This is a genomic window from Amycolatopsis sp. NPDC043885 (assembly GCF_056435685.1).
The window spans coordinates 82,098-102,989 of the sequence record NZ_JBWKEA010000001.1 but is presented as its reverse complement, the minus strand read 5'-3'; the positions used below and the strand labels follow the sequence as shown (position 1 = coordinate 102,989).

Here is a 20,892-nt window from a genome sequence, read left to right as displayed (position 1 = left end):
TCTCCAGCCCTGGGGGGGGTCCGGGGTTTCGGGGGGGGGCGGTTGGGTTCCCACCCCAACCCCCCCCCCACGACCACGGTGTCGGCAATGTGTCGGGACGGCTAATTTTCACTTCTTGCGCTGCTTTGTCCCCGCGTCTTTTGCCGAATTGGGCAAAACGGGTGTCAAGACGGTGGTCGGCAGCACTCCCCAATCGCGGAGAGTGACGAACAGGAGTTCGGCCAAGTGGCCGCCTTCGTCGAGTTCGATCAAGGTTCCGGCGTCGATCCACCGGGCGTCGGTGGCGTCGTCCCCGGCACGGAGAGTGCCGCCGGTGACCGCGCAGGCGTAATCGTGGATGTCATACGGGCCGCGGCGGACGGTGCCGACGAGTGTGCCCGGCATCACGTCGAGCCCGGTCTCTTCGCGCATCTCCCGGACGACGGCCGCTTCGTCCGTTTCGCCTGGTTCGACCCGCCCGCCGGGGACCGACCAGAGTCCACGTCCGGGTTCATTCGCGCGCCGGATCAGCAGAATCCGCCCCAGCTCGTCGTGGACGATGCCGCCTACGCAGCGGACGGTGCTGTCCGAAACGGTGTTCATTCCCGAATGGTAGACGCGGGCTTCCTGACAATGGCTGTCCTGTACACGGAGAGTAGCCATACGGTACACTTCCCCTCGCCGGCTGACCCAAGCGCGGGACTTCCCTCCCGCGCCGGTGGAAGGTGCGGTACAAAATGAATGGTCAGTATCCGCAGTCAGTCACCGTAAGAGACAGGATTGATCGCTGTGAACGCGAAAAAGCTCCTCACTTTCGCAGGAATCGCGTTGGTGCTGTTCTTCGTGATCGCGCAGCCAGGTCAGGCCGCGGGCCTCGTGGGAAACATCATCGGCTTCCTGCGTGACTCGGCCGAATCGGTGATCACCTTCGTCAGCAACGTCTTCAGCTAGCGAGGGAGCGGATACTCTAGCGGTATGTTCGCCCCACGCGATCCAGACGAGTATCTCCTCGACACCGAGCGGCGGGTCATCAGGATCCGCCGGCACTGGGCTGTGCTGTTGTGGGAAACCTTCGAGACGGCCGCGTTGCTGGCCGTCTGCGTCCTGGTCTCCTACCTGTTGCCGCCCGCCGCGTGGGTCATCCAGAACATCCTCTGGTATGCCGCGTTGCTCATCATCCTGCGCTTCGCGTACGTGGTGATGGAGTGGTGGGTCGAGCGCCTGGTGGTCACGGACAAGCGGTTCGTCATGACCACCGGTGTCTTCACCACGAAAGTGCTGATGATGCCGATCACCAAGGTCACCGACCTCACCTACGAGCGTTCGGCGTGGGGCCGGATGATGGGGTACGGGACCATGGTGGTCGAGTCCGCCGGTCAGATCCAGGCGCTGAACCGCATCGACTACCTGCCGAAGCCGGAAGAGTTCTACGACACGATTTCCGAGCTCGTCTTCGGCGACAAGCAAAAGCAGGCCGAGCGCTTTTCGATGATCAAGGCGCAGCGTGCGGCGCGCGGCAAGAAGAAAGTCGGTTAGCGCAGGTCCCGGAGTCGCTGTGACCTGGAGCATCGTCGATACTGAGCGGCGATGCGCATCGACCTGCACGCCCACTCCACCGCCTCCGACGGTACCGACAGCCCTGCCGGGCTGGTCGCCGCCGCCGCGAAGGCGGGCCTCGACGTAGTCGCGATCACTGATCACGACACCACGGCCGGCTGGGCCCCGGCCGCCGAGGCACTTCCGCCGGGACTCACCCTGGTCCCCGGCGCCGAGCTGTCCACGATCTCCGTCGATCCGGTGACCGGGCGGCACATCAGCGTCCACCTGCTCGCGTACCTCTTCGACCCGGCGTCGCCGTCGATCGTCGCCGAACAGACCCGGCTCCGGTCGGAGCGGCGGTGGCGGCTGCGCGTGATGGCGGAGCGGATGGCCGCCGACGGTCTCCCCGTCGATCCCGACGAGGTCATGTCGCTGCTGCCGGAGGACGGTTCGGCCGGGCGGCCGCATCTCGCGCAGGCCCTGGTGCGGGCAGGCGTCGTCTCGTCGGTGAACGAGGCCTTCGGGAGCTATCTCGGCAACGGCAGCGGGTACTTCGTGGCGCGGCAGGACACGCTCGTGGAGGACGCGATCGACATGATCGCGGAGGCGGGCGGCGTCACCGTCATCGCGCACCCCTTCGCCTACACGCGCGGCGCGACCATCACCGTCGACGTGCTCGCCGGGCTGGCCGGGCACGGGCTCACCGGTGTCGAGGTCGATCACCCGAACCACGACGAGGAGACCCGCGTCCAGCTGCACGGGCTGGCGGGGGAGCTGGGGCTCGTGCGCACCGGTTCGAGCGACTACCACGGCACGAACAAGACCATCGATCTCGGCGACGAGACCACCGACCCGCTCGCGCTCGAAGAACTCGTCGCGCGGTCGACCGGCTACCAGGTCGTGACGCGGTGACGATCACGGACTTCTTCGACGCGCGCCTGTTCATGAGCGCGACGATCACGCTGATCGTCATCATGGACCCGCCCGGCACGGTGCCGGTGTTCCTGAGCCTGACCGGCCGCAAATCGGTCGCGTTCCGCGCCAAGGCCGCGCGGCAGGCGGTGCTGGTCTCCTTGCTGGTGATCTCGCTGTTCGCCGTCGCGGGACAAGCGATCCTGTCGTACCTCGGCATCGGGATCCCGGCGCTGCAGGGCGCGGGCGGGCTGTTGCTGCTGCTCATCGCGCTTCAGCTGCTGACCGGCAAGACCGGCGGCGAGGCCGAGGCGGCGGGCGACGACGTCAACGTCGCCCTCGTGCCGCTCGGGACACCGCTGCTCGCCGGCCCGGGCGCAATCGCCGCGACCATCGTCTTCGTCCGGCAGGCCGATGGGCACGTCGGCGCGTACGTGGCTCTCGCGCTTTCGATCGTGACGGTGCACTTCGTGCTTTACCTGTGCATGCGGTACTCGGGTGTGGTCATCCGGCTGATCAAGGAAAGCGGGATCACGCTGCTGGCGAAGATCGCCGGTCTCCTGCTGGCGGCGATCGCGGTCGAGCTGGTGGCGAACTCCGTGAAGGGCTTCATCTCGGGTACGTGACGTTCCGCGGGCGGTAGCAAAGGTCCCTTGCTCCCGCGCTCGGAGTCGTGAAGGCCTCCTTGCCTACCCTGAAGGTAGTGAAGGAGGCCTTCACGGACCGCGGCCGCCGGTGATAGCAAAGGTCCCTTGCTCCCTTCCTGGGGATCCCCTCGAAAAGTGTCGGTGGGGGTGCGTAGCGTTGCGCGCGGGGTGATCCGATGGAGCAGATTGGTTTCGACTTCGGCGTCGAGGCGCCGCGCAAGCTGACGAAGGTCTCGCCCGCGCGCCTCGCGACGTTCGAAGATTGCCCGCGCCGCTACCGCATGGCGTATCTCGACCGTCCGTCCCCGGCACGCACCGGCGCGTGGGCGCACAGCACGCTGGGTGCGGTGGTGCACAACGCTTTGCGGGCGTTGTTCGACCTGCCGGTGATCAAGCGCGTGCCGCAGCGGGCGATGGCGCTCGTCGCCGAACACTGGAAGGACGCCGGGTTCGAAGACGCCGACCAGGCCGCCCGGTACCGCGCCAGGGCCAAGGCCTGGGTCGCGGAGTACGTCGAGCACAACGACGTCAGCGTCGATCCTGTCGGGCTGGAGCGCTGGGTTTCGGCGCCGGTCACGCTGGAGCCGGGCAGCGGGCCCAGCCTCATCATCGAGGGCCGCGCCGACCGGATCGACCAGCGCGGCCGCGAATTGGTGATCATCGACTACAAGACCGGCCGCCGCGAGCCGGACGAGTACGAGGCGCGTTCGTCGCAGGCCTTGGCGCTGTACGCGGTCGCGGCCGCCAGGACGCTGCGGACGCCGTGCTACCAGGTCGAGCTGCACCACGTGCCCACCGGGACCATCGCGGCCGCCGAGCACACCGAAGAGAGCCTGAAACGGCATCTCCAACGCGCCGACGAGACCGCCGGGGACCTGCGGCTGGCAGCGGATACCCTGGACGCCGGCGGCGACGAGGACGTGTTGTTCCCGGCGCGCCCTGGCCGTCGTTGCTCATGGTGCGACTTCCGGCCCAGTTGCGCGGCAGGCCAGGAGGCCGGGCCCGCGGCTCAGCCGTGGGAGTTGCTGGCGCCCTAGATTCTCGAACCCGACGATTGGACAGGCGAGGACGTGTCGTCACCGGACACCGAAGAGCTCGCGACCACTCCGCCGCCCGCGGACGAGCCCACGACGCCCGGAGGCGGCCGGTTCTGGCGCGGGCTGACCGGAGCGCTCGCGGCCGGGATGGCCGTGCTGGCGGTGTGCGTCGTCGCGATCGCCTCGCTCTGCCTGTTCACCGGCGCGCCGGGGCCGGGGCTCCTGATGCTGATCGGCCACCCGGTCGCGGCGGTCGTCTCCTTGCTGGCACAACGGGTCGCGGACTCGCGTAATGGCCGCGCCGCGGGCTGCGCCGGTCTCGTGGTCGTGGTGAGCGTGACGGCCGCGCTCAGCCTGTTCTGGTGGAGCTGACACGGCAGGAAAGTGCCATTGCCCGAAAAAACGTCCCGTCCCTGCGAAACTATGGCTCACTGGGCATGTCGTAGATGAACACGCTGTCCCGCAGCGAGGACGAAGGGCACTGTTGATGACCTACCCACCCCAGCCAGGACAGCCCGACCACGGCCAGGGCGGGCAGCAGTACCCGGGGCAGCCCGACCAGGGCGGGCAGCAGTACCCAGGACAGCAGTACCCAGGGCAACAGCAATACCCGGGACAGCAGCAGTACCCGCAGGGCGGTTACGACCAGAGCGGCGCGTACCCGCAGCAGCAGTACCCCGGCTACGGCCAGCAGCAGTACGGCCAGAACCAGCAGTACCCCCAGGGCTTCGGCGGGCCGCCCGCGCCCCCGAAGAACAACAAGACCGGCCTGATCGTGGGCATCGCCGCCGCTGCCGTGGTGGTGGTCACGCTGGGTATCACCGGGTTCGTCGCTCCCGGGTTCTTCCTCAGCGACGACAAGGCCGAAAAGGCGGCAGGCCCGGAAGGGACCGCGCAGGCGATCATCGACGGCATCAACGCCCACGACAGGGCGGCGTTGACGGCGCTCAAGTGCGGGAACGCCGAAAAGGACATCGACCAGATCATCGATCGGGTCAGCGAAGCGTCGGACGCTTCGCTCGGCGCGGTCACGAAGGTCTCCGAGACCAAGTACACGGTCGCCGTCACGCTGAGCGTCGCGGGGCGGCAGGGCACCGCCACCGGCACGCTCGCCAGCGAAGGCGGCAAGTGGTGCTGGAAGGAAGTCAGCAGGCTGCGTACTTCCAGGACTTCGACGACGCGATGACGGCCGGCGGGAGCAAGGGACCTTTGCTACCGCCTGCCGGTCACTTGAGGGCGACGAGGGTGGGGCCGCGTTGCTCCAGCAGCACCGGCCCGACCGAGGAAAGCAGCACCGGGCCGGTGTAGCCGCGCCTGTCGACGCCGACGGTGCGGATCGTGGCGCCGGTCGTCTCGTCGAGCACGGCGAGCCCGCCCTGGATCGGCACGACCAGCTGCTCCCCGAAGGTCACCCCGGGGCCGGTGGAGTTGTTCAGCGTCCAGCGCGGCGTGAGGTCGTCCCGTGAGAACGCCATGGTCTTCGAGCCGGTGAACCAGTAGACGCCTTCCGCGGTCCACGAGGTCGTCATGACGCCACCCACCGGATCCTGCGCGATGTCCGCGTCGGGCACGTCGAGTGGGTACGCCGACTTCTGCAGGCCGTCGCCGCCGTAGATGACGAGCAGTTTCTGCTCGGGCAGCACGATCAGCGCGAGATCGCCGGACATCGCTATGACCTTCGCGTTCCTGCCCGCGAGCACGGTGCTGTAGTCGACCTTCGGGTCGTCGGCTTCGTCGTTGGTCGCGCGGTAGACGGTGAAGCGGTCGGCCGGGTCGCCGGGGCAGCGCTCGATCACACCGATCTTGCCCGCCGCGGCGGCCACTGTGCCGTAGGTGCAGCCGGTCCTCGGCTGCTTGTCCGGGTTCACGATGGCGGGGACCTGGCCGTACTCCATGCTCTTGACCAGGTCGTCGCGCCAGGTGTTCAGCAATCTCTTGCCGGTCGTGGTGACGTGCGATCCGTCGACGACCAGCCTGGTCCCGAGTTCGGCGTCCCCGTTGCGCTGCGCCGTGCGGCGCCCGGTGCCCGCGTCGAGCTGGGTGACCTCGCTGCAGCCGGTGTCCTTGCGGTACACCGCGTCCACCTTGATCCCGGCGAGCGCGACGGTGCACAGTTCGAGGTCGCGCGAGTAGCGCCACCGGACATCGCCGGTATACGGGTCCCGGCCGAGTACCTCGCCCTTGTCCGCTGTGACGACGCTGTTGGCTTCGCCGATCGGGACGGGTGTCGAGGAACTCGGTGCCTGCCACAGTTCGCTGAGGGAGCCGGGAACCTGCGCCGGCGCGGGCGGGAGCCCCGGCGGCAGGGTGGCGGCGACCTGCGCGACCGTCGCCGCGTTGTCGCTGGTCACGCCGACGACCACGCCGGTGATCGCGACGACCACGACGATCGCCGCGGCGATCACGCGATCCCGCGTGCGGTTCCACGGCGAGCGCCGGGCGCGTTTCCCGCCCAGCGGCGGCTCGTCGGCCACCGGGTGGGCGGGATCGGCGTCCAGCACGTCTTCCGTGCCGATCGCGTTTTCGGCCGCCTCCGGCTCACCGCCGTCCGGCCTGCCGTGATCGGCGGACACGGGCCGCACCGGTTCGTCGTCCGGCGCGGCGTCCCAGCGTTCGCTCACGTGCCCCTAGCTCCCCACGTCGCGGTCTGCGTTCTTACCGTGAACCCGCGCGGGGCCGTTCGGCCGGGGCGGGTTCACACTTGTGGCTGGTGCCACAGTAAGGCTTCAGCTCCGCCAGCCGGGCTGAAGCTCTCAGTCTGCCGACGCAGGTGTATCAGAAGTCGCCGAGGGACGGCGACGGCGGCGTCGGCGAGCCGGACGCTCGGCGCTGTCGCCTGCCTCCTTCTCGACCGCCGGACCGCTGACCTCCGGGCTCGGCTTCGCGGCACCGCGGCTACGGCGACGGGTCCGCGTGCGGCCCTCCGAAGCGGCTTCGCTCTGGCCTTCGGCGCTGTCCGCGGAAGCACTCGCGGCGGCGTCGGCGGCCTCGATCTTGGCGGCCGCGTTCGCCCCGCCACGGGTCCGCTTGCGCGGCGTGCGGTTGCGTTTGCGAGGCGCTTCTTCGTCCTTCGCCGGACCCTGGCCACGGCCGCGGCGCTTGCCGCCCAGGTCCTCTTCGACCTCGGCCGAAAGGCCGGCGCGGGTGCGCTTCGACAGCGGCAGGCGCCCGGTGGTGCCCTCCGGGATGCCGAGGTCGCTGAACAGGTGCTTCGACGACGAGTACGTCTCGACCGGCTCGGGCATGTCGAGGCCCAGGGTGTCGGAGATCAGCTTCCAGCGCGGCTCCTCGTCCCAGTCGACGAGGGTGATCGCGACACCGGTGCGCCCGGCGCGGCCGGTGCGGCCGATGCGGTGGACGTAGGTCTTCTCGTCCTCCGGCGTCTGGTAGTTGATCACGTGCGTGACGTCGTCGATGTCGATACCGCGGGCGGCGACATCGGTGGCGACCAGCACGTCGACCTTGCCGGAGCGGAACGCGCGCAGCGCCTGCTCGCGGGCGCCCTGGCCGAGGTCACCGTGCACGGCGGCGGCCGCGAAGCCGCGCTCGACGAGCTCGTCGGCGACCTTCTGCGCGGTGCGCTTGGTGCGGGTGAAGATCATCGTCAGGCCACGGCCTCCGGCCTGCAGCGCGCGGGCGATCAGCTCGGGCTTGTCCATCGAGTGCGCCCGGTAGACGAACTGGGTGGTGCGCTCGTGGATGGCGCCTGCGTCGTTCTCCTCGGCGCGGATATGCGTCGGCTGCGTGAGGAACGTGCGGGCCAGCGTGATGATCGGGCCCGGCATGGTCGCCGAGAACAGCATCGTCTGGCGCTTTTCGGGGACCATCCGCAGGATGCGCTCGATGTCGGGCAGGAAGCCCAGGTCGAGCATCTCGTCGGCCTCATCCAGCACCAGGCCGCGGATCTTGCCGAGCACCAGGTGCTGCTGCTCGGCCAGGTCCAGCAGGCGGCCGGGCGTGCCGATGACGACGTCGACGCCCTTGCGGAGGGCCTCGATCTGCGGCTCGTAGGGGCGGCCGCCGTAGATGGCCAGCGTGCGGATGCCGAGGTGCTTGCCCGCGCCCTTGAGGTCGTTCGCGACCTGGATGCACAGCTCACGGGTCGGCACGACGACCAGCACCTGCGGGGTGCCGTCGCCGGGGACCTCGACGCGGTGCAGCAGCGGGACACCGAAGCCCAGCGTCTTGCCCATGCCCGTACGGGCCTGGCCGATGAGGTCGTCGCCCGCCATGGCCAGCGGCAGCGTCAGGGCCTGGATGGCGAAGGTGCGCTCGATCCCGGCCTCGCTGAGGGCCTTCACGATCTCCGGCTTGACGCCGAAGGAGGCGAAGGTGGGGGATTCGGCCTCCACCGGCGCGCCCGCCTGCAGCGGGTGCGACGTGTCCAACGTCGCCGGGCCTGTCTCGCTGTGCTCCAGCGCGACGGCCTCCGGGACGCCGGTGGTGGTGTGCTCTTCGGTTGTGGTTTCGTTCGTGGTCAGGGTGCTCGCCTCTCTCGTGACCAGCGCGCACTGCCCTGGTCACCGATCGACACTCGACCACGAAAATTCGCTCGGGCTCCGCGCTACTGGCGCTGGAGCGGCCCTTCGTGGGAATGCCGCAGGATGGCGTGCACGCACATCATTCTTGTGCTGACCGGGGCCACACCGGCTGTCCTTCAGCCGCAGCGGCGCCCCGATCCGGGACGGAAGATCCGTCGTATCCGGCGGCCAGTTTACCTGATCTGCGGTTTTTCGATACCCCCCGGCGCGCCGGGCGGGGTGGGATCGGTCTCTTCACCGCCCCGGAGGTGTGTTCGGCGATACCCTTTCCGCCGTGACGGAGGCAAAGCAGATCAGTGAGGGCGTAGTCGATTTGCTCGGCGTACTCGCCTATGGGGAATTGTCCGCATTCGATCGCATGGCCGAGGACGCGCGCACCGCGCCGACGCTGTCGGGCCGGGCCGCGCTGGCGTCCATGGCGGCCGCCGAGATCGGGCACTACGACCTGCTCACCAAGCATCTCGCGGGGCACGGCGTCGCGATCGAGGACGCGATGCGGCCGTTCGTCGGGCACATCGACGCCTGGCACGCCTCCACGGCGCCGCGTTCGTGGCTCGAGTCCCTGGTGAAGGCCTACGTCGGCGACGGGCTCGCGGCGGATCTCTACCGCGAGATGGCCAGCTGGCTCGATCCCGAGACCAAGGATCTGGTGCTCACCGTGCTCGCCGACACGGGGCATTCCGCGTTCGCCGAGCGCGAAGTCGCGGCCGGTATCGAGGCCGACCCGAAGGCGCGGGACAAGCTCGCGCTGTGGGGCCGCCGCCTGCTGGGCGAGGCGTTGACGCAGGCCCAGTACGTCGTCGCCGAGCGGGATGGGCTCGCCGAGCTGATCGTCGAGGGCTCTGGCGACCTTTCGGGAATCGCCGCGCTGTTCCGCCGGTTGCAGCAGGGGCACACCAAACGCATGCAGGTGCTGGGGCTCGGCTGACGTCTCTTCGGCTAGCCTTGGCGCACCAGTAATTTCCGAACTTTCAAGCGGAGGTCCCACGTGGAGGTCAAGATCGGCATCAAGGACACGCCGCGGGAGCTCGTGGTGTCCAGCAGCCAGTCGCCCGACGAGGTCGAGGAACTGGTCGCGAACGCCTTGAGGGCCGGCGACGGGATCTTCCGCCTCGACGACGAAAAGGGCCGTAAGTACATCGTGCCCACCGACCGGATCGCCTACGTCGAGATCGCGCCGTCGGATGTTCGCAAGGTCGGCTTCGCTGTGGGTGGCTAACCCGATCGGGTTGTAGTCGGATGTCACAGTGGCGTCACCGCCGCGTCTCAGCCAGCTCTCAGATTTGATCGTCACGCTAAGGCGGGGACGGCAGGGGGCTAGCCGAGAAATGAGGTGGACGGCGTCACTGTGATGGACCCCGCGTTGGTCGACGGCGCGCGCACTGTTCCCGAGCAAGGCAAACGGGTCGCGGGGCGGCTGACCGGTATCGACGTCGCCCGTGGCCTGGCCGTACTCGGCATGTACGCGGTGCATGTCGGCCCTGATCCCGCCAAAGGCGGCTTCGGGGTGCTGTTCAAACCGTTCGAAGGCCATTCCGCGGCGTTGTTCGCGGTGCTGGCCGGGGTCTCGATCGCGCTGATGTCCGGCGGACGCCGTCCCAAACAGGGCCGCGACCGGACCCGCGTCGCACTCAAACTGGCGACCCGCGCCCCGCTCTTGGTGGCGCTGGGGCTGTGGCTGACCAGCCTCGAGACCGGCTACATGGTGATCCTGGCCTACTACGGGGCCTGTTTCCTCTTCGCGATCCCGTGGCTGCGCGCTGGCGCGAAGGCGCTGGCGATCGCGGCGGTCGTCGTCGCCGTGGCGGGCCCGCTGCTCTCGCATCTGATCAGGGCGCAACTGCTGCCCCGCGACCTGCTCTTCTTCGCGCCGGACCTGACCGCGGACGACGTCACGTCGACCGGACTGCTGAAGGCCGCGACCGTCCTCGTCCTGACCGGGACGTTCCCCGCGTTGACGCTGATGGCGTACGTGTTCGCCGGGATGGCGATCGGGCGGATGGACCTGACCTCGCGCAGCGTGTGCCGGCGGCTGTTCTTCGGCGGATCGGCGCTCGCGGTGGGCGGGTACGTCGTGTCCTGGATCGCGACCGGGCCGCTCGGCGGCATGCAGGCCGTCTACCGCTCGCTGGAACCGGCCGCCGCGCAGATGGGGATGACGCCGCCGGAATTCCTCCGGCTCCACCAGACCTGGATCCACGGCACGCCGCCGACCACCAGCTGGGCCTGGGAACTACTGCCGACGGGGACCTCGTACACGCCGTTCGACCTGCTGATCTCGATCGGGATCGCGGCGGCGGTGATCGGCGGCTGCCAGCTGCTGATGCCGAGGTTCGAACGCGTGCTGCGGCCGCTTTCGGATCTGGGCGGGCGGGTGCTCAGCGCGTACGTGCTGCATTTCGTGGCGATCGCGCTGCTGTGGGACGAGAGCGACGGCGACTCGATCTTCAGCGTGCTGCACTTCGTCGAGTTCTCGGTGGTCGCCCTGACCGCGGCGGTGCTGTGGCGGAAGTTCGTCGGGCGCGGGCCGCTGGAATGGGCGATGAACAAGCTGTCGAGCTGGCCGAAGTACGTGGTGCCGCGTACTCGGGTGCCCGCTCAACGGCAGGGCTGAGTTCTGCGGCTCGTGAGTGGTAAGGACGGTTCTAACCGTCCTTACCACTCACGAGTCAGGCGTTGAGTTCGTTCAGTTCTTCCAGCGAGGTCGGCACGTGGAAGGGCGGCGTGCTGGTGCCCATGATGCGGTAGCGGTCCCACGGGTCCGGGTCGGAGAGTTCGCCCTTCGCGCTGTACTCGCCCGCGCGGATCTCGACGGCGGTCTTCTTGCCGCCGGCGGCCGCGGACACCTGCTCGTTGGTGGCGACGCGGCCGTACCAGCGGTAGTACCCGTCGATGGGCTGGAAGTAGCCCCTCAGGTCGACCGTGGTCGCGATCTCGGTCCCGTCGATCACGAGGACCGCTTCGCCGGAGTAACCGTCTTCGTCGTGCTCGCTCATTGTGCCTCCGATTCCTTCCGCATCTGGACGACCTTGTTCTCTTCGAGCGGCAGGTTCGGGTCGATGACGATGCCCTGCTGCCGGGAGAGGCCGTCGATCGCGGCCCAGATGATCTGCGTCAGGTACTCGACGACGCTGTCGCGGCCCATCGAGCGCCGGTCCAGCCACCATTCGCCGGTGCTCTGCACCATGCCGACGATGCCGTGCGCCCACGGTTCGGCGGCGCCGGAGTCCATGTTGAACATCCGCATGTAGTCGCCGAGCAGCGCGGTCAGCGCGGTGGCGATCAGTTCCTTGTCTTCGGCGACGACGTCGGCCTTGACGACCACCTTCTCCTGAAGGCCGCCGCGCGCGAGCAGTCGGTACAGGTTGGGGTGCTCCTCGATGACGCTGAAGAACGCGTCGAGCGCCATCCGGATCCGGGGGACCGGGGCGAGTTCGGAGTTGATGGCCGGGATCAGCCGCTGGAAGAGGATCTCCGTGCCGCGCTGCCCGAGCGCGACGTACAGATCCGCCTTGTCGTCGAAGTGCCGGTACAGCACGGGTTTCGTGACACCCGCTTCGGCGGCGACGTCTTCCATGCCGAGGTCCGGCCCGTGGGTGTCGAGCGCGCGCAGGGCGGCCTCGACGAACTCCGCGCGGCGCGCGATCCGGTGCTTGCGCCAGCGGTCACGACGGGCATCACCCGTGTCGGCCTCACCCGCCGTGGGGTGCTTGCTCGACTGCTTGCTGTTGCGCTTGACACGTTCGATCACCCCGGTCATGCTACCAGAGGTAACTGTTACCACGAGTTACAGATAGGGGTGTGTCGGCAATGACGCGGGCGCTGAAGGAAACAGACCGGGAGAAGACGGCCGAGCGGCTGCTCAAGTCCTCCGCGAACAAGTTCTACGATCCCGACGTCGACATCGACTGGAACGCCCCGCTCGTCGACGGGAAGCGCTTCATCCCGGCTCACCGTTCTTCGCTCTACGGCACCGAGTTGTGGGACTCGCTGTCCGAAGAGCAGCGCATCGAACTCGGAAAGCACGAAGTCGCGAGCGTCGCCACGACGGGGCTGTGGTTCGAAATCCTCCTGATGCAGATGCTGCTCAAGGAGGTCTACGAAGAGGACCCGACCAGCTCGCACGCCCAGTACGCGTTGACCGAGATCGCGGACGAATGCCGTCACTCGACGATGTTCGCGCGGATGGCTTCGCGGATCGGCTGCCCGTCCTACGGGCCGGTGCCGTGGTTGCGGCGGCTGGCGAAACTGATGCCGACGATCAGCTACGGCCCCGCGCGCTACGGCGCGATCCTCGTCGCCGAAGAGGTACTCGACCGGCTTCAGCGCGAGCAGATGAACGACCCGGAGATCCAGCCGCTGGTGCGCATGGTGAACCGGATCCACGTGCTCGAAGAGGCCCGGCACGTCACTTTCGCCCGCGAAGAGGTGACTCGCGGGATGGCGAAACTGTCGAAAAAGGAAATCCTCTACCAGCAGTTCATCATCGCGCTCATTTCGTACTTCGTGACGCGGGCCTTCATCAACCCGAACGTCTACAAGGCCGTCGGCATCCGTCCGCGAGACGGCGTCGAAGCCGCGCTGAACAACCCCAACTGGCGCGAAAGCATCCAGTGGGCGGGCGAGAAGATCATGCCGTTCCTGCAGGAATCCGGTCTGGTCGGCAAGCCGGGCATGTACTTCTGGCGCAAGTCCTTCCTGTTGCCGGGGAAGCGATGAGGAGCGTCAAGCAGCGCGACGCCGTCTCGTGGGACCCGTCGCGGGAACACCGGTTCGTGACGGGCGACGGCACCGCCCTGCACGTCGAGACGAGCGGCCCCGCCGACTCCGAACTCACGCTGGTGCTCGTGCACGGCTGGACACAGGACCACCGGACCTGGGACGGCGTGGCGTCGCGGCTCGGGGACTCCGTCCGGACCCTGCGCTACGACCTGCGCGGCCACGGCGGCTCCGCGCCGGCGAAACCGGGGACGGCCACGATCGCGACCCTCGCGGACGACCTCGCCGAGCTGATCGAAGACCGCGTCCCGAACGGACCGCTCGTGCTCGCCGGGCACTCCATGGGCGGTATGACGATCATGGAGCTTTCCCGCAGACATCCCGATCTCGTGGCCCGGCGCGTCGCAGGGGTCGCGTTCGTCGCCACATCGTCCGGTGAGATGGACCGGATCACCCTCGGCTTGCCGGGGATCGCGGGCAGCGGCGCGGCGAGGTTCGAACGGAGGCTCGCGAAGCTGCTCGCGAAGAACCGCCGTGACGCCTTGCCGCTGCCGCTGTCGGTGGTGCGGCCGGGTGCTCGGCTGCTCGTCTTCGGGCGGCGGCCCGCTCGGGCCGACGTGGACTCGGTCGCCGAACAGCTGCTGTGCGCGCATCCGGCGAGCGTCGCGGGTTTCCAGGACGCGATCTCGCGGCACGACTGCCGGGTCACGCTGGCGGCGCTGCAGGGCAAACCGGTGGTCGTGCTCGCGGGGGAGCGGGACCGGCTCTGCCCGCCGCCGCACGCCAAGGTCATCGCCGACGAGCTGCCGGAGGCGGAGTTCGTGCGCTATCCGGGCGCCGGGCACATGCTCCCGCAGGAACGGGCGCAAGAGGTTTCGGACCGCATCGCCGCCCTCGTCCGCCGCGCCGCGAGGGTCTGAAATAAGGGGAGCAAGGGACCTTTGCTACCGCTTCTCTCGACATTGAGACAAGTGGGAGCAAAGGTCCCTTGCTCTCTTCTCGCAGGTCAGGGGCTCGGGTAGGGCGCTTGAGGATGACGCGAAAGCCACTTTCGGGACATCAGGCGTCGCGAAAGTGGCTTTCGCGACGTGGGGATGCGAGCCCGGCGGTAGCAAAGGTCCCTTGCTCCACTCAGAGGTTCGTGTACCCGTGCTCAAGGAGACGGACACCGGTCTCCCGGTAGGCGTCCTGGTCGTCGACGGCGAGGGTGGCCAGCCCGTCGACGTAGCGGTTGAACATACAGAAGGCAGCCGCGATCAGGACCGTGTCGTGGATTTCGACGTCCGTAGCGCCCTCCGCGCGGGCCATCTCGATCAGGTCTTCGCCCACGGATTTCCCGCTTTCCCGGACCGCGAGCGCGACGTGCAGAAGCGCCTTCACCTTCGCCGACACAGGTGCGCCGTCGACGTCCTTCCAAGCCGCTTCGACGACCGGCATGCCACCTTCGAGCGCTTCGGCGGCGACGGCGGCGTGACTGCGTGAGCAGAACGTGCAGTCGTTGCCGCGCGAGACGACCGCGCCGATCAGTTCGCGCTCGCCCACGCTGAGGCTGCTCGGACCGCGAAGCAGGACCTCGGCGAGTTGCCCGAGCGGCGCGGCCGTCTCCGGCCGGTAGGCGAACAAAGCCGTGATACCGGGCAGGTTCTCGTCGAGCGCGATGTGGGGCATGGGTGACTCCTCGCGGATCGGTGACGTGATCGCTCGATTCATAGCCGAGATCCGGCCAGGACCGGTGCCGCTGGATGGATCAAAAGCGGTAGCAAAGGTCCCCTGCTCTTCTCGCGAGGGCGCCGTCCGTGGTTGAGTCGGGACGAACACTCACGAGGGGGACACCGTGATCGCCAGAGTCCGTGGGCGCGCGCTTCCCGATGGCGAGTACGTCGATTTGTACGCCGACGGCGACCGCTGGACGTCCGATCCGGTTCCGGGCGCGGAGCTGGTGGCCGAAGGCTGGCTCCTGCCGGGGCTCGTCGACGCCCACACCCATCCCGGAGCCGAAGAGCCCGGCGATCCGATGGACGACGAAATCCTGCGTGCCGATCTGCACCGGCACGTCGACGCCGGGGTCACGATGATCCGTTCGCCGGGGCTGCCCGGTGAGCAGCCCGAGTGGTTCGGTGCCGAACCCGGGCTGCCCCGCGCGGTGCACGCCGGACCGTGGATCGCCCAGCACGGCGAGTTCTTCGACGGCTGGGGTCGCCGCGCCACGCACGCGGAGCTTCCCGCGCTCGCCGCGGAGCAGGCGAAACGCACTGGCTGGGCCAAGGTCATCGCCGACTGGCAGCCCGGGGACGACGCCGTGCCGTCCGACGTCCTGACCGCGGTCGTCGAGGCGGTGCACGCGGCGGGCGGGCGTCTCGCGGTGCACTCGCAGCACGCCGCCGGAGGCGAAGCCGCGGTGGCCGCCGGAGTCGATTCCGTCGAACACGGAATGTGGCTCGACCCCGGCTATCTGCCGGACATGGCGGCCCGCGGCACCGCGCTCACACCGACGCTTTCGGTGTTCCAGGCGGCGCTGGGGAGGGCGCGGGACCGCGAGGACACCCCGCGGAAACGCTGGTTCGTCGGCGGGGCGGAGGCGCATCCCGCGCTGGTCGTGGCGGCGGCCGAGGCAGGCGTGAAGATCCTCGCCGGTACGGATTCCCGGCCGCATGGTCGTGTCGGCGACGAAATCCGCGCACTGGCGGAGGCGGGGCTGCGACCGCATCACGCCCTCGCCGCGGGCTCGTGGGCCGCGCGCGAGTACCTGGGGTTGCCCGGGCTGGTGCCGGGCGCGCCCGCCGACGCCGTCGTCTACGCGGAGGATCCGCGCGAAGACCTCGGACAGCTGGAGCATCCCGTCGCGGTCGTTTTGCGGGGCGTCCGCGTCAGGTGAGCTAACGTGATCGAATCGACTGGGGAGTTGAAACGATGAAACAGCGTGGATCGATTCTGTCCGTCTTCACCCTCACCCTCGCCGTGGTCCTCGGCGCGGCCCTGCTCACGAACCTCGGCGGTGAGACCACCGAAGCCGGGAGCGACGCCGAGTTCGCCGGGGCCGGCCGTGTCGTCATCCGTGACGCCTCGATGGTGCTCACCATGGATCCCAGCCTCGGCGAAGGACCGCTCGGCGCCCTCGCCGACGCCGACGTCGTGCTGGAAGGCACCAAGATCAAGCAGGTCGGCAAGGACCTCGACGCGGGCTCCGCGAAGGTCGTCGACGGCCGCGGCAAGATCGTGCTGCCCGGATTCGTCGACCTGCACAACCACCTGTGGCAGTCGCTCATCCGCGGCTGCGCGGCCGACAAGGAACTCATCGGCTGGCTCGGCAAATGCGTCATCCCGTTGTACCGCGCGCCCGTGACCGACGCGGACGCGTACGCGGGAACGAAACTCGCCGCGGCCGACGTCGTCTCGACCGGCATCACCACGGTCACCGACTGGTCGCACGCGTTCAACACCGACTTCGCCAAGGGCGGTCTCCGCGCGCTCGGCGAGTCGAAGCTGCGGTTCCTCTACTCCTACAACGGCACCACCGATCCCGCGCTGCAGAACGAGATCCGCCGCGTGAAGCGCGAGGTCATCGACCCGAACCCGTTGGCACGCCTGCAGATCGGCACTCATCCGTCCACGGGGAACTTCCCGAGCGTCGAGGCGTCGGAGAAGCTCGCGCGCGAACTCGGCGTCTCGCTGAACGTGCACCTGCTCGAATCGAAGGCCGATCTGACCGCGGGGCAGATGGACGCGCTCCGGCGGGCGAACGCGCTGCACCCCGGGCTGGTGGCGAACCACGTCATCCAGACCACCGACGCAGACCTCGACGAGCTCGCGGCCGCCGGGGTCAGCGTGGCGCACAACCCGCTGTCGAACATGCGCCTCGCGTCGGGGGTGATCCGGCTGCCGGAGATGAAGAAGCGGAACATGAAGGTCGGGCTCGGCCTCGACGGCGGCACGAACGACACGAGCGACATGTTCAACGTGATGCGCGCGGCCGTCGGTCTCCAGCGGGCGACCACGACGGATCCGGCGGTCTACCCGACCACGGCGGACGTCCTGCGTATGGCGACCCTCGGTGGCGCGGAAGCGCTGGGGATGGACAAGGAGATCGGGTCGCTGACGCCGGGCAAGCGGGCGGATCTCCAGTTGGTCGACGCCCAGGCGGTCAACTTCGCGCCGAAGGTGGACTGGGTGAATCAGCTGGTCTTCAACACCCAGCCCGCGAACGTCTCGTGGGTGTTCGTCGACGGCCGCGCCCTCAAGCGCGAAGGACGCGTCGTCGGCATCGACACCGCGAAGGTCGTCGCCGACGCCCAGCTTGCCGCCGACCGCCTGAAGAAGCTCCTACCCCAGTAACCTCACGCATTTCGTCCTCTGAATGCGGTAGTTGCACGCGCAAGGACCGCATTCAGAGGACGAAACGCGGGTCAGTGCTGCAGCGGGAAGCCACCGCCGATGCCCCGCCAGGCGAGGTTGGCGGTGAGGGCGACGGCCTCTTCGCGGCTCATCGACTTGTGGTGCGCCAGCCAGAACCGCGCGCTGACCTGCGAGAGGCCCACGAGGCCGACGGCGAGCAGCCGGGCCTTGTCCTCGTCGAGGCCCGCGTCGGCGGTGATGGTCTCGGTGATCGCGTCGACGCTGGCCGACGTCGCCCGGTCCACCGCCTCCTGCACGGCGGGCTCGCCGCGCAGGTCGGACTCGAAGACCATGCGGAACGCGCCGGCGTCGTTGTTGACGAAGTCGAAGAACGCGCCGACGGTCGCCGGCACGCGCTGCTTGTTGTCCGTCGTGGAGTCGAGCGCGTCCTTGACCCGCCGCACCAGTTCGTCGACGTGGCTCTCCAGCAGCGCGATGTAGAGGTCGAGCTTGCCGGGGAAATGCTGGTAGAGGACCGGCTTGCTGACTCCGGCCTCTTCGGCGATCTCGTCCATCGCGGCGGCGTGGTATCCGTTCGCGGCGAACACCCGCTGCGCGGCGGCCAGCAGCTGGGCGCGGCGTTCCGTTCTGGGCAGGCGGACACCTCGGGCCTGCAGTCGCGCCATGTCTGTCATCGTTCCTCCAGTTCGAGGCACTCGTCTCCGCCGAGAACGCATCAGCCTTGTTCGAGGCAATCCTTACCGCCGAGAACTCATCAGCGCAGTCGAGCGGGCTTCACAGGGCGGGGTCACCACCGCGTGAAGTGAGGTCGAGATTACTCGCCGGTACAGCCGGACCGCCAAGGGTCAGGCATCCTTGATGCTGTGTCTTCTCCAGTTTCCCGTGCCGCCGGGGGCCGTCCGCCGCTGACCCACGTGCCGCTTTCGCGCAGGTCGTTGCCGTCACTGGACCCCGCGCCGCCCCCTTGGCCCGGGGAAACAATAGGTGTCGCCGGGGTGAAATTGCACATCCGCCGGACACCGGGCGGCCCGGAGACGGCCGTCTACGTCCACGGGCTCGGCGGTTCGTCCACGAACTGGACCGACCTCGCCGCGTTGCTGGCGCCCCAAGCGGGAGGCACCTCGGTCGATTTGCCGGGTTTCGGCTACTCGGAGCCGCCCGACAGGTTCGACTTCAGCCTCGACTCGCACGCCGAGATCGTCGCGAGCCACATCGAGAGCCTCGAAACGGGGCCGGTGCACTTGTTCGGCAACTCGATGGGCGGCGCGGTCGCGCTGCTCGTCGCGGCCCGCCGCCCGGAGCTGGTGAAGACGCTGACGCTGATCTCACCCGCGATGCCGGATCTCCGGCCCAGCATGAAACGGCTGTCCGACCCGCGGATGGCGTTCGCGTACCTGCCACTGATCGGTCCGCGGGTGCGACGGCGGCTGGCCGCGCTCGGTCCGCGTGAACGTGCCATGCAGGTCATCAAGCTGTGCTTCGCCGATCCCAGCCGCTTCGCCGAAAGCAGGCTGGACGAGCTCGAAGAGGAGCACAGCGCTCGCGCCGCCTTCGAGTGGGCCGCCCCCGCTCTGGCACGCAGCACCTTCGGCATCTTCCGGACGTGGTCCGCCCGCGGGCCCGCGTCGCTGTGGGCGGTCGCGCCGGCCGTCGACGCGCCGACACTCGTCGTGTGGGGGCAGCACGACCGGGTGATCTCCGTCCGGCGCGCCGAGCGCACCGCTCGGCTACTTCCGCACGCCCGGTTGCTGGTCCTTCCCCGAACCGGCCACGTGGCGCAGATGGAACGCCCGAATGTCGTAGCGAAGGCCGTTTTGGGGATGTGGGAATCGGTCGAATCGGGCACCTGGTAGCCCATTCGGGTGGGCGGGACACGCTTCGCGAAGCGCCGGTCGCTCACAACATCACAGTTCGGTTATGGCACCCTGGTGCGCGTGGATCGGGTAAAGCAAGGCGCGCAGGGCGAAGGTCGGCGGTCTCAGTACTCCGCCTCCGCCCGTCGTCCGCCGCGCGCCCAGCCCCGGACCACCGACGCGCCGCGCACCGGGCAGTATCGGCCGACGGCGCCGCCGTCGCAGCGGCTCGACGAGGACCGCTACCGTCCCGGTGGCCGCCGGACCAGCGCCCAGCCGCTCAGCGCCTCCTGGAAGCCGCACGAGCCCGGCGTCGCGAAGACCGCCAAACGCAAGGGCAAAGGCGGCATCGGTCAGTTCGCCAAGACCTACGGCTGGCGCGTGTACGCACTGCCGATCCTCGTGGTGATCACCGCGCTGGTCGTGTTCAACACCGCCACCGGCCCGCCCGAGCCGATCGCCACGGACGGGGCGAGTCTCGCGTCGGGCGATGGGTCCGACGGTTCCGCCGGCAACGGCGGCGAGCCGGGCGCCGGTGTGGACGGGGGCGGCGACGTCCTCCCGGAGAACCCGGCCAAACCGGTCGACCTCAAGATCCCGACCGCGGACCTGCCCAAGGGCGGCCCCTTCACCGAGTCCGGCAAGGGCACCTATCACGTGGTGCCGGGCAAGGGCGAAAAGGTCGGGACGGGCCAGCTGTACACGTACACCGTCGAAGTCGAGGACGGTATCGATTCGGCCAGCTACAGCGGTGACGACAGCTTCGCCGCGATGGTGGAGGGCACCCTGTCCAATCCCAAGAGCTGGACGTGGGACGGCAAAAAGGCGCTCCAGCGCGTCGATGCGAGCTACCCGAACCCCAGCTTCCGGGTGAGCCTCACCACGCCGAACACGACGCATCGCGCGGACGTCTGCATGTTCCAGATCACTTACGAGACCTCGTGTTACCGCGCGAGCTTCGACAAGCGCGTGGTGATCAACCTCGCCCGCTGGGTGCGGGGGGCGATGGCCTTCGAGAGCGACATGACCGGGTATCGCCAGTACGCCATCAATCACGAGGTCGGGCATGCCCTCGGCGGAAAGCATGTGGGCTGCAAGGAGAACGGCGGGATCGCGCCGGTGATGATGCAGCAGACGTTCGGCGTCTCCAACGACTTCGTGGCGCAGCTGAACAATCTCCCCGGCGGTGACCGCGGCAAGGTGCCCGCGGACGGCAAGGTCTGCAAGCCGGGCTCCTGGCCGAATCAGACACCTTAGTCCGCGCCGTCTCATCAACTGGAATATCCCAGGGTCTGGAACAGGGGAAGGCGTT

23 protein-coding genes are annotated in these 20,892 nt (G+C 68.7%); 16 read left to right on the top strand and 7 right to left on the bottom strand.

The genetic code is table 11. The features are described 5' to 3' along the window. Positions 1–108: 108 nt before the first annotated feature. A complete protein-coding gene (locus AC069I_RS00485) occupies positions 109–582 on the bottom strand; it encodes an NUDIX hydrolase (RefSeq protein WP_478264565.1) in 474 nt (157 codons plus the stop codon). Between the two features lie 186 nt (positions 583–768). Between AC069I_RS00485 and AC069I_RS00480 the strand changes: the two genes are divergently transcribed. The 7 genes from AC069I_RS00480 (at position 769) to AC069I_RS00450 (ending at position 5,300) form a co-directional block, all read left to right on the top strand. Continuing rightward, a complete protein-coding gene (locus tag AC069I_RS00480; protein WP_005167589.1) occupies positions 769–930 on the top strand; it encodes a hypothetical protein in 162 nt (53 codons plus the stop codon). Between the two features lie 24 nt (positions 931–954). Further along, positions 955–1,515: a PH domain-containing protein gene (locus AC069I_RS00475; protein WP_034313292.1), complete on the top strand. Its 561-nt coding sequence runs from the start codon at positions 955–957 to the stop codon at positions 1,513–1,515. 51 nt (positions 1,516–1,566) lie between these two features. Then, the gene (locus tag AC069I_RS00470; RefSeq protein WP_219145857.1) at positions 1,567–2,430 is read left to right on the top strand and encodes a PHP domain-containing protein; all 864 of its coding nucleotides are present in this window, start codon (positions 1,567–1,569) and stop codon (positions 2,428–2,430) included. After that, positions 2,427–3,056 carry a MarC family protein gene (locus AC069I_RS00465; protein ID WP_016331481.1) on the top strand — a complete coding sequence of 210 codons (630 nt, stop codon included), beginning with the start codon at positions 2,427–2,429 and terminating at the stop codon, positions 3,054–3,056. Before AC069I_RS00470 ends, AC069I_RS00465 begins: the two co-directional genes overlap by 4 nt. Before the next feature lie 197 nt (positions 3,057–3,253). Next, positions 3,254–4,114 carry a RecB family exonuclease gene (locus tag AC069I_RS00460; RefSeq protein ID WP_478228391.1) on the top strand — a complete coding sequence of 287 codons (861 nt, stop codon included), beginning with the start codon at positions 3,254–3,256 and terminating at the stop codon, positions 4,112–4,114. 33 nt (positions 4,115–4,147) lie between these two features. Then, positions 4,148–4,486, top strand: coding sequence for a hypothetical protein (locus AC069I_RS00455; protein ID WP_478234500.1), 339 nt, complete (start codon positions 4,148–4,150; stop codon positions 4,484–4,486). A gap of 115 nt (positions 4,487–4,601) precedes the next feature. Then, positions 4,602–5,300 (top strand): hypothetical protein, encoded by a 699-nt coding sequence (locus AC069I_RS00450; protein ID WP_478264564.1) that lies wholly within the window; start codon positions 4,602–4,604, stop codon positions 5,298–5,300. Between the two features lie 40 nt (positions 5,301–5,340). On the opposite strand, the gene AC069I_RS00445 is transcribed toward AC069I_RS00450, so the two are convergent. After that, a complete protein-coding gene (locus AC069I_RS00445) occupies positions 5,341–6,735 on the bottom strand; it encodes an Rv3212 family protein (RefSeq protein ID WP_478264563.1) in 1,395 nt (464 codons plus the stop codon). Positions 6,736–6,867: 132 nt separating this feature from the next. Further along, complete coding sequence (locus AC069I_RS00440) at positions 6,868–8,466, bottom strand: DEAD/DEAH box helicase (RefSeq protein WP_478228467.1); 1,599 nt, start codon at positions 8,464–8,466, stop codon at positions 6,868–6,870. 463 nt (positions 8,467–8,929) lie between these two features. Here AC069I_RS00440 and AC069I_RS00435 point away from each other — a divergent pair, with 463 nt between their 5' ends. The 3 genes from AC069I_RS00435 to AC069I_RS00425 all read left to right on the top strand — a co-directional run bounded on the left by AC069I_RS00435 (position 8,930) and on the right by AC069I_RS00425 (position 11,269). Then, positions 8,930–9,583 (top strand): ferritin-like fold-containing protein, encoded by a 654-nt coding sequence (locus AC069I_RS00435; protein WP_034313407.1) that lies wholly within the window; start codon positions 8,930–8,932, stop codon positions 9,581–9,583. Between the two features lie 60 nt (positions 9,584–9,643). Continuing rightward, positions 9,644–9,874 (top strand): DUF3107 domain-containing protein, encoded by a 231-nt coding sequence (locus AC069I_RS00430; RefSeq protein WP_005167610.1) that lies wholly within the window; start codon positions 9,644–9,646, stop codon positions 9,872–9,874. Between the two features lie 132 nt (positions 9,875–10,006). Further along, positions 10,007–11,269, top strand: coding sequence for a heparan-alpha-glucosaminide N-acetyltransferase domain-containing protein (locus AC069I_RS00425; RefSeq protein ID WP_478264562.1), 1,263 nt, complete (start codon positions 10,007–10,009; stop codon positions 11,267–11,269). 55 nt (positions 11,270–11,324) lie between these two features. On the opposite strand, the gene AC069I_RS00420 is transcribed toward AC069I_RS00425, so the two are convergent. Both AC069I_RS00420 and AC069I_RS00415 read right to left on the bottom strand, forming a co-directional pair. After that, a complete protein-coding gene (locus tag AC069I_RS00420; protein ID WP_034313275.1) occupies positions 11,325–11,651 on the bottom strand; it encodes a DUF4873 domain-containing protein in 327 nt (108 codons plus the stop codon). After that, positions 11,648–12,415 (bottom strand): TetR/AcrR family transcriptional regulator, encoded by a 768-nt coding sequence (locus tag AC069I_RS00415; RefSeq protein WP_457957897.1) that lies wholly within the window; start codon positions 12,413–12,415, stop codon positions 11,648–11,650. Before AC069I_RS00415 ends, AC069I_RS00420 begins: the two co-directional genes overlap by 4 nt. Before the next feature lie 50 nt (positions 12,416–12,465). On the opposite strand from AC069I_RS00415, the gene AC069I_RS00410 reads away from it, so the two are divergent. Beyond that, positions 12,466–13,374: an AurF N-oxygenase family protein gene (locus tag AC069I_RS00410; protein WP_478228397.1), complete on the top strand. Its 909-nt coding sequence runs from the start codon at positions 12,466–12,468 to the stop codon at positions 13,372–13,374. Then, a complete protein-coding gene (locus AC069I_RS00405; RefSeq protein ID WP_340684424.1) occupies positions 13,371–14,294 on the top strand; it encodes an alpha/beta fold hydrolase in 924 nt (307 codons plus the stop codon). The genes AC069I_RS00410 and AC069I_RS00405 overlap by 4 nt, the downstream gene beginning before the upstream one ends. 211 nt (positions 14,295–14,505) lie before the next feature. Here the strand turns inward: AC069I_RS00405 and AC069I_RS00400 are convergent, their stop codons facing one another. After that, the gene (locus tag AC069I_RS00400) at positions 14,506–15,042 is read right to left on the bottom strand and encodes a carboxymuconolactone decarboxylase family protein (RefSeq protein WP_478228398.1); all 537 of its coding nucleotides are present in this window, start codon (positions 15,040–15,042) and stop codon (positions 14,506–14,508) included. 166 nt (positions 15,043–15,208) lie between these two features. Here AC069I_RS00400 and AC069I_RS00395 point away from each other — a divergent pair, with 166 nt between their 5' ends. Continuing rightward, positions 15,209–16,249 (top strand): amidohydrolase family protein, encoded by a 1,041-nt coding sequence (locus AC069I_RS00395; RefSeq protein WP_478264561.1) that lies wholly within the window; start codon positions 15,209–15,211, stop codon positions 16,247–16,249. A 35-nt stretch (positions 16,250–16,284) separates the two neighbouring features. After that, on the top strand, positions 16,285–17,706 hold the full coding sequence (locus AC069I_RS00390; RefSeq protein WP_478234506.1) for an amidohydrolase family protein: 1,422 nt from the start codon (positions 16,285–16,287) through the stop codon (positions 17,704–17,706). 71 nt (positions 17,707–17,777) lie between these two features. Here the strand turns inward: AC069I_RS00390 and AC069I_RS00385 are convergent, their stop codons facing one another. Then, complete coding sequence (locus AC069I_RS00385; protein WP_125680286.1) at positions 17,778–18,401, bottom strand: TetR/AcrR family transcriptional regulator; 624 nt, start codon at positions 18,399–18,401, stop codon at positions 17,778–17,780. A 321-nt stretch (positions 18,402–18,722) separates the two neighbouring features. Between AC069I_RS00385 and AC069I_RS00380 the strand changes: the two genes are divergently transcribed. Together AC069I_RS00380 and AC069I_RS00375 are read left to right on the top strand one after the other, a co-directional pair. After that, the gene (locus tag AC069I_RS00380) at positions 18,723–19,580 is read left to right on the top strand and encodes an alpha/beta fold hydrolase (protein ID WP_478228401.1); all 858 of its coding nucleotides are present in this window, start codon (positions 18,723–18,725) and stop codon (positions 19,578–19,580) included. Positions 19,581–19,661: 81 nt separating this feature from the next. Beyond that, complete coding sequence (locus AC069I_RS00375) at positions 19,662–20,837, top strand: DUF3152 domain-containing protein (RefSeq protein WP_478228402.1); 1,176 nt, start codon at positions 19,662–19,664, stop codon at positions 20,835–20,837. The last annotated feature ends 55 nt before the right edge of the window (positions 20,838–20,892 follow it).